This window comes from Streptomyces capoamus (assembly GCF_014654935.1).
In the GTDB taxonomy this organism is placed as follows: domain Bacteria; phylum Actinomycetota; class Actinomycetes; order Streptomycetales; family Streptomycetaceae; genus Streptomyces; species Streptomyces capoamus.
Genome location: NZ_BNBF01000004.1, coordinates 154,628 through 163,497, shown reverse-complemented (window position 1 = coordinate 163,497; position 8,870 = coordinate 154,628). Strand labels below are relative to the sequence as shown.

5 protein-coding genes are annotated in these 8,870 nt (G+C 70.6%); 4 read left to right on the top strand and 1 reads right to left on the bottom strand.

The features are described 5' to 3' along the window. The first annotated feature begins 123 nt into the window (after positions 1-123). From IE312_RS08825 to IE312_RS08810, 4 genes are all read left to right on the top strand, one after another. Positions 124-1,314: a sensor histidine kinase gene (locus tag IE312_RS08825; RefSeq protein ID WP_189980049.1), complete on the top strand. Its 1,191-nt coding sequence runs from the start codon at positions 124-126 to the stop codon at positions 1,312-1,314. Further along, positions 1,311-1,958: a response regulator gene (locus tag IE312_RS08820; protein ID WP_189980047.1), complete on the top strand. Its 648-nt coding sequence runs from the start codon at positions 1,311-1,313 to the stop codon at positions 1,956-1,958. Before IE312_RS08825 ends, IE312_RS08820 begins: the two co-directional genes overlap by 4 nt. Positions 1,959-2,356: 398 nt before the next feature. Next, positions 2,357-3,379 carry an LAVTG motif-containing sortase-dependent surface protein gene (locus tag IE312_RS08815; protein WP_229899360.1) on the top strand — a complete coding sequence of 341 codons (1,023 nt, stop codon included), beginning with the start codon at positions 2,357-2,359 and terminating at the stop codon, positions 3,377-3,379. A 631-nt stretch (positions 3,380-4,010) separates the two neighbouring features. Continuing rightward, positions 4,011-7,256 (top strand): toll/interleukin-1 receptor domain-containing protein, encoded by a 3,246-nt coding sequence (locus IE312_RS08810; RefSeq protein ID WP_189980043.1) that lies wholly within the window; start codon positions 4,011-4,013, stop codon positions 7,254-7,256. A 40-nt stretch (positions 7,257-7,296) separates the two neighbouring features. Here IE312_RS08810 and IE312_RS08805 read toward each other — a convergent pair whose 3' ends face one another. Further along, positions 7,297-8,184 (bottom strand): DUF4231 domain-containing protein, encoded by an 888-nt coding sequence (locus tag IE312_RS08805; RefSeq protein WP_189980041.1) that lies wholly within the window; start codon positions 8,182-8,184, stop codon positions 7,297-7,299. Between the last annotated feature and the right edge of the window lie 686 nt (positions 8,185-8,870).

Sequence of the window (8,870 nt, the reverse complement as noted above, 5' to 3'; positions counted from 1 at the left end):
TCCCGCGGAGTACGCGGTGCCCGCCGCAGCACCGAACAGACCCCCCGCACCGCGCAATCGGTAGGCTGACGAGACCGACGCCGGAACCGCAAACCGAACTCCTCACGAACGGGGTGCATCAGCGTGAGTCAGTGGCAGCAGCCGGGTGATCGGCGCACCCGGGGCCGGGTCCTTCGCTGGAACCTGGCGGGCTGGATCCTGTTCGGTCTGCTGCCGCAGGCCGTCGCCGTGCTCGACGCGTCGCCGGCCCGGAGATACTGGCTGCTCGGCCTGCTCGTCCTGATCGCGCTGTGTCACACGGTCGTTGTCAACCGGCCGGACAACCCCCTCCTGCGCCACGGTACCTATCTCCACCTCCTGGCGCTCGTCCTGGGCTCGACGGCCTACCTCATGGACGGCGGGGCCGCTTTCTACGTGGTGTCCCTGCCGCAGTTCTGGCTTTTCACCCGTGCCCCGCGGGACGCGATCACCCTCAGTGGCGCCGCCGCGGCCCTCACCGTGTTCGGCGGCACACTCCACCAGGGCTGGAGCCCGCAATTCCTCACGGGCAACGTGATATCCACCGTCGTCGCCTGTGTCGCCGGGGCGGGACTGGGGCTGTGGGTGCACCACTTCGTCGTCCGGAGCAACGAGCGGCAGGAGCAGCTGACCGCGGCGCTTGCCCTCACCCAGAAGGAATTGGCAGCCGCCTATCAGCAGCAGGGAGCGGCCCAGGAGCGCGAACGGCTCGCCCGGGAGATCCACGACACCCTCGCCCAGGGCTTCGCCTCCATCGTGGTGCTCGCGGAGGCGGCCCGAGCCGCCGCCGTCAACGACCCCGTCCGCTGCGCAGAGCAGCTCACCTCCATCGAGCAGACCGCGCGCGAGAACCTGGCCGAGGCCCGGGTGCTCGTCGGCTCCGCCCCCGAGAGCGGTGTCGCGGCAGGCTCGCTGGCCATCACCCTGCGCAGAACCCTGGACCGTTTCGCCCAGGACACCGGCCTCACCGTCACCGCCGAACTGCCCGACGTGGACCTGGACCAGCGCACCCGCGTGGCCCTGCTGCGCTGCACGCAGGAATCCCTCGCCAACGTACGCAAACACTCGGGCGCCTCCACCGTCGGCGTCGTCCTCACCGAACTCGCGGGCGGTGTCGAGCTGGAGATCACCGACGACGGATGCGGCTTCGTCGTCGAGGACTCCCGCGGCTATGGCCTCGACGGCATGCGCCGACGGCTGGCCGAACTCGACGGCGAACTTTCCGTCATCAGCTCCCTGGGAGACGGCACCCGCGTCCTCGCCAGCCTTCCCACGCACAGTCAGGACCGAGCATGACCGACACCACGAACGACCGGATCCGGGTGGTCGTGGTCGACGACCACGCCGTGATGCGCGCCGGAGTCATCGCCCTGCTGGCCGACGAGCCCACCATAGAGATCGTCGGTGAGGCGAGAAACGGCCGCGAAGGCGTCGACCTCGTCGAGCGGCTCGCCCCCGATGTGGCCCTCCTCGACCTGCGTATGCCGGTCCTCGACGGCGTCGCCGCCACCACCGAGATCGGCGCCCTGCCGACAGCCACCCGGGTACTGATCCTCACCACGTACGACACGGACGCCGAGATCGAACGAGCCGTGGAGGCCGGCGCCGTCGGCTACCTCCTCAAGGACACCACCCGCGAACAACTCGCCGACGCCATCCACTCCGCGGCGCGCGGCGAGACGGTCCTCGCACCCAAGGTCGCGGAACGCCTCGTGGCCCGGATACGCCGTCCCCAGCCGGTCGTACTCACCGCCCGCGAACGGGACGTACTGAACGCGGTCGCCGACGGCCTGTCCAACGCCGAGATCGGGCGTCGGCTGGTCATCGGCGAGGCCACGGTGAAAACACACCTCCTGCGGGTGTTCGCGAAACTCGACGTCAGCGACCGCACTCGCGCCGTCGTCGTCGCCCTGGAACGCGGCCTCCTTGCACGATCCTGAACCTGGCGCATCAGACTGAACCTGGCGCATCAGACACGCACGACAACGGAACACCCCCGGCCCACGCCGTCCGTTCGCTGGGGCCCGCAGCAAAGGATCTCGCCGTGCCGACACCCTCACCAGCCCGTCGCACCTTCCGCTCTTCTGTCGCCGCCCTCGGCGCAGCAGGTCTCATGGCACTGGCCGCCACACCCGCGGCCTACGGCGAGGAGAACACCCCCGACCTGGTCGTCGGAGGCCTCGCGCCCGTCAGCGGGCTCAGACCGGGAGACGGCTTCGATGTTGCGGCCGCCGTGGCGAACAAGGGCACGGTGACGGCCGAGAAGGTGTGGGTCGCCTACTCCGTCACCCGAGGGCTCGACTTCGCCGAGGTGCCCTCCAACTGCCAGGTGCAGCACGTGCGGCCCTACGACGAGATGCCCGAGCGGTGGACCGCGGTGTGCGCGTTCGACCAGGCGGTGAAAGCCGGAGCCGTCTACACGACCGACAGGCCCCTGCGCGTCACGGCTCTCGGACGCGCGCTCAACGACGAAGTGCGCCTGCGTGTCGAGAGTAACGATCCGGGAGCCGATGACAACGGCAGTGACCCGGTGCCGGGAACCGCACCGCCTGTGCGGCTCGTTGAGACGGAGGCCCGGGGCGAAAGGTCGGCGCGCATAGTCGACGTGCCCGTCACCACCGTGAACACGGCCGACTACCAGGTCACGGGTGCCGCCCTCGCAGGGAGCGTCGGAGACACGGTCAGGATGAAGGTGAAGTTCACCAACGCCGGCCCCGCGTGGGTGTGGCCCAGGGAAGGGGACAAGGCCGTCCACGTGGTGATCACTCCTCCCACCGGAACGTCGGTCGTCAAGCGCGGTACCTTCTGCCGGGCCGAGGACGGAGCCTACGTCTGCGGCATGCGGTCGCTCTACGAAGGCAGCGGGGAGACCTACACCTTCGACTTGCGCATCGACAAGCGGGTGCCCGGCGCCAAAGGGTCCATAGCTCTGAGCACCGAAGCCCGGCCGTTCGATCCCGACAAGGCCGACGACCGGGCCGACATCACCCTGGACGTCACGGGTGGCGGCTCCTCCGGCTCGGCAGGCGGCTCGGTCGGGTCGGGCGGCTCCGACGGAACCGTGGGCGGCTCGACCAGCGGCACGGGCGGGTCGACGGCCGGCTCGGACGGGTCGACGGGCACCTCGACCAACGGCTCGACAGGCACCTCGACCAGCGGCTCAGGCGGCGGATCGTCCTCCACGGTCACCGGCGGGACGACGAGCGGCGGGACGACGAGCGGTGGAACGACGAGCGGCGGCAACCTCGCGGAGACCGGCTCCTCGACGCTGCCAGTCGCCGGCGTGGCTGCCGGGGCGGTAGTGGTGGGAAGCGGTGTGCTACTCGTCCAGCGTCGTCGCCAGGTCCGGCGGCCCGACTGACCGCAGTCGCAGACGACCGGCTCGACGCGCCGGGCGCAGGGCCGCGCAGGTTCGTGGGCAGCAGTGCCCGCCGTACCGACGCTGGGAGACTCGTCGTCGGTCATGTGGCATGTTGAGGGCGGGAGCACGCACTGTCGCCCAGTGAAGATCGGAGGCCGGTGTGCAGCGGGGGCGGGGACGCGGTGTGGGGTCGTGGCCGGCGCGGGCGTGGGGGTTCCGTCGCGACATGCGTGTGGCGTGGACAGCGGCTTCCACAGCGGCGTGGGCCGCCTTCTACCCGCTCTTCGGGCCGTTCCTCTCCCTGACAGCGATTGTGTTACCCGTTCTCGTCTTCGGCCAGGGACCCGTCGGCTACGGCCTCATGTGGCGCCGACGCGGACTGAAGGGCGTCCCGTTCGCCTGGTCGTGGAGACGGCTCGCCGCCCCTGGGGCTTGGCTGCCGGCTGTGCTCCTGAGCGCGCTGGCTGCGCTCGGCACCCGGCTGATCCCGCGCATGGGGCAGGTACCGACGTGGGCGTGTGTCCTGTTCAGCGTGGCGCCGGCAATGAGCTGGCTCACCGCTTCCGGCGTGAGGGTCGCGCCCGGGCGGGAAGGGGGCGAGCGGCGGAAGGTCGCGGCTCCGGAGCGGCTCATGCTGCTGAGTGCCGTGGGCGGAGCCGTCGGCATGGGCGCGGCGGCTTGGATCATCCGGCTCGTCGTGCTGCCGGTCACCGAAGGCGATGTGACACCTGGGCCTCCGTGGCACTCGGTGACGTGGGTGCTTGCCTGGCTGGACGGACAGATCGGCACCAGTTTGTTCGGTCCCTCCTTCGAGCGGTCCTACTGGCCGCTGTTGCCCGCCGGGGCCGGTTTCGTCTGCGGGCTCGTCACCATGGCCGCGCGCCAGGCCTCGGAACGCGTAGGTGCCGCGCGCAATCCCTTCGCCGACGCGACGGGTGGGACCGGCGGGAGGATCTTTCTCAGCTACTCGCGCAGAGACACCGACTTCGCCCGGTCCCTCACCACCGCGCTCCAGGGCCGGGTACGAGAGGTGTGGGTCGACTGGCAGGCGATCAAGCCCTCCCTGAAGTGGCGCCAGTCCATAGCGGACGGCATTCGCGCCTCGGACGCACTGGTGGTGCTGCTCAGCCGGAACGCCTTGAGTTCTCCGTACTGTTGGGACGAGTGCCGCCAGGCCATCGAGCAGCGCAAACGCATCCTTCCGATAGTCATCGACCCGGCGCTGGCCGCGGGCACCGGAGCAGCCCTGCGCGAAGCCGGCTGGGAGGAACTGTCCGCCTTCCAGCGCCTGGACATGTCCCGGCCCGACCGCGGCGGGCCGGGCGTGGAGCAGATCGCCGCCTTCGCCGCGCAGGAGCACCGATGGGTGGCCGGCCACACCCGGTTGGGGCTGCAGGCTCACGAATGGCGGGAGAGCGGCCGTAGCGACGACTTTCTCCTGAGGGAGGACGAGCTGTGGGCGGCGGAGTGGTTACGTGACCATGTGCCTGCCTCGCCCGCCTTCATGGCCGGACTCACGGACGAGCAGCACGAGTTCCTGGACGCCAGCCGCCTGGCCCTTCGCCGCCGGAGAAGTCGTCTCCTCGCCGGCGCCGTCGCGGTCCTGGTCACGATCACGACCTTGTTCTCGCTCGTGGTGTCCGCCCAGTCCGGAGCGGAAGCGGACCGGCGCGAGTCCGTGTCCCGTCAGCTCGCCACCGCCTCCCGAAGCGGGGCCGGTGGCCGCCTGGACACCTCCTCGCTGCTCGCGGCGGCCGCCTACGACGAGGCCGACACGCCCGAGGCGCGCAGGGCGATGGTGGAACGGCTGACGCTGTTCAACCACGCGGTCAGGCTCCTGTCCGGTCCCAGCACGGGGGCATCCGGCACGGACGGCCCGGGCCGACCGATGTTCAGTGCGGACGGCTCGACTCTCGCGGTGGCGCGCGCGGACGGCACCACTCAGTTATGGGATGTCAAGAGATGGAGGCTGCGCGGCACCCTCCGGGGGTTGCCCGGGCGGCGAAGTCTCACCGCGGACGGTCGTATGGTCGCGCTGCTGAACGGCACACACGTCACCGTGACCGACACCGGCACGATGCGCACGGTCGCCTCCTTCCGTGCCGGGCAGGACGCTGAGCCGTTCGGATGGAGCGGTGGGCTGAGCCCGGACGGGCGGATCCTCGTCGTGTCGACCTCGTTTCAGAGGGCGCTGACGTGGAGCGTCCCGGAACGGCGGCTCATTGCCCGAAGTGACGCGTCCTGCCAGTACAGCGACCTGAGTCCGTCGGGCAGATGGCTGTGGTGCCAGTCCGGCGCGGAGGGCCTGCTCCGCGACGTCCTCACCAGCTCCTCGCAGAAGGACCTCCACATCGCCCTGAAGGACAATGGCGTCGCCAGGCTCCTGGGATGGACCGTGTCCGACGAGGCCGTGATCGACGACGGCGACAATCAGGCGGAGGTGCTGCCCGCGGCGGGCAGGGGCAGGCCGTGGACCCCCGAGCGGGGCATGAGTGTGCAGTACGTCTCCGCCGACGGCCGCCGCGCTCTGCTGTCGGACTCCGGCGAGAAGCGGTTCGACGTGTGGGACCTGCTGCACCGCAGGAAGCTGGGGGACGTCAGCCCTGACCGGCTCAAGGAGATCACCGGGCCGGACAGTGACGAGCAGGTCGTCGCGCTGGTGAACCTGCCCGTCACCTACGGCATGCGACTGGCCACCGGCGGGGGACGGAACACCGATGTCTGGGACGTCTCCGACACCCGACCACCGTACTCCCGGGTCGTCTTCAGCCCGGACGGCCACACGGCGGCCTCCGTCACCGCAACAGGCGTGATCGCCTGGGACCGCGGCCCCACCGGCCGCCTCGTCTCCGAACTCCCCGTCGAAGGACGCGATGGCGCAGCTTCCCACTGGTCCGCCGTCAGTCCGGACGGCTCCGTGGCCGCGGGGGTCAGCGGACACGCGGTGCGGTTCTTCGACACTTCCACCGGACGGCTCCGCGGGACGATCCGGCTCAAGGGCTCCGGCAACGGGATCGCCTACAGCGGGAACGGCGCTCGCCTCGCGGTGAGCGAGAAGGTCCCCCTGCCCACTCCCAGGAGCGGAGTACGGGTCCTGGGCACGATCGTCGAGGTGTTCGCCCTGCCCACGCGGACCAGGGTCGCCCGGATCAACAGCTACAGTCCGAACACTCCGCCCCAGGAGACGACCGGCCTGGCGCTCTCCCCCGACGGCCGGCGACTCTATCTGGCGGTCAACCAGGACAGCCTCATCACCGTATGGGATGTGGACCGTGATCGTGTCGTTCGGACTTACGGCCTGGGTTATGTGAGAGCGATGTCGCTGAGCCCGGACGGCCGCCGACTGGCGGCCGTGGACAGCCAGAACGTGCTGAGCGAGTGGGACACCACCACCGGCAGATCCGTCCTGTCCTACCGTGGCGCCGCCCGTACCGTGGCGTTCAGCCGAGACGGTCGCACACTCGCGGCCGTCTCCCCGTCCCGTCAGTCCCTGTTGCTCTTCGAGGCCGCGACCGGTCATAAGCTCGGAGCGGACATCGACACCGGGTCCACCATCCGTGCCGTACGGCTCTCGAACTCCGACGGAGTGGCAGTCATCACCCTGGATGCCGGCTCCGACGGAGGTGCTGTGGTGCTGTGGGACCTCCTCCACCGGGCCGGTACGGGGCCGGTGCCGACGCGTACGCGGACCGGAACCGTTGCCGAGGTGACCGCTGACGGGAGGCGAGCGGTGCGGTTGGCACCGGGAGCCGTCGTGTCGGTGACGATCGACCCGCGGACGTGGCGGAACACCCTGTGCTCCGTCGCGGGGCGCCCCCTCCTGCGCCAGGAGTGGCGAAGCGCGGTCACCGGCCACCACTACACCCGGGCATGTTGATCGATGACGGCTCTCGTCGGCCGCAACGGTCACACGGGCGTCAGTCGGCGGTCCAGCGAGCCATCCACGCCTCGTTCTGGGCGGAGATCACCAGTTCGCAGCGCTCGACGAAGTCGTCGTCCTCCCGCGTGTCGCCGGGCGCCGTCAGAGCTTCCCGGCGGGCCAGCATGTCCTCCAGTTCGGCCGCGGTCCGTGAGAACTCCAGTTCCTGGTAGACGTAGCGGGCCGCGGCGGCGTGCGCGGTGACGGTCGCCGTGACAGTGGTGACGGTCGCCACCCAGACGGCGGCGCCGTCCGTGCCGAAGACGGACGCTGTTGCGCCGAGAACGGCCGCGAGGCCGGCGAGTGCCATCTCGCAGCGCCGCACGACGGCACAACGACGACTCATCAAGGCGGCACGGGGCCGGTAGTATCCGTTGACCTGCCCGACGAGGCGTACCGCCACGTAGGAGTCCACGTCCACGACGTCCGGCAGCGAACGCTGCTTGGGGACCAGTCCTCTGGTCCGGTATGCGAGGTCACCCGCGTCGGCCATCACCCGGCCGGCCCGGTCCAGCAGTCGGCCCGCGGCGTCCTGCCCGCGATAGCCACCGACGCGTGCCAGACAGATGAAGACCTCGCTCTTGAGTGCCTCGCTCACGGAACGCAACCGGGTCCAGTCCCGCAGTGCGGGCATCCCCGAGCGGCTGACGGCCAGGGGCACGAGCCCGGCGCAGACGGCGGCGATCAGGTCCAACGCCCGGCCCAGGGCCGACTGCCAGCCCATGACCTGCGCTCCCAGGGTGGACAGTGAGGCGGCTGCGATACCCAGGGCCAGCCCGACGGCACGCGCTCTGCCCAGTTGCTGCTTCACGGCGTCGGCGGCCTGGGACCACACGCTCTGCAAGTCCCAGACGCGGCGAGTGGCCAGATCGATCGATTCCCCCATGTGGACGATTGTGCCAGCCGGAAGTGTCGAAGCGTCAGACGGAAGCGGTGGGGGTCGGTGGAGCGGGGTGCGGGAGGACGACGAGCCACCAAGCAACGGACATCCGCTGACGCCGGGTGCGACGAACACACCCGCGGAACCGAGCTCACCGAGCGATCCGAGAACGGCTGTTCACCACACGCGACCTCCCCGCCCCCGGTCCGAGTTCCGCCAGTCGCCGTCCTGGGGGCTGTGCTGGACACCTTGCCTGCGGCATCGGAGGCGGGGCCGGTGCCCGACGCGGTTGTCGGACGGACCAGGAGCAGTACCGCCACGGCACCGACGGCTGCGGCCAGGGCCGAGCGGAGGAAGACGTGGTCCAGCCCGGCGGCGAAGGCCTGGTGGGCGAGGTCGGCCACTGCCTTGCGGTGCCCGGCCGGTGCGGAGGCGATCACCTCGTCCGCCTGTCCCGAGGCCAGGGCGTCGGCGACATCTGCGACGAGCGGCAGCTCACCGTCCTCCAACGTGGTGGCAGCACTGCTCGCGAAGACGGCGCCGAGGACCGCGGCGGCCAGGCCCACGCCGAGTCCGGTGACGACCATCCACCCCGGGCCCTTGAGAGAACCCGGGGCCCTACCCGCTGCCACCGGAAATTCAACCGCACGGGCTGTGAGGGTCCGGCCGCGCGCCCGTCCGCTCCCTTCGGC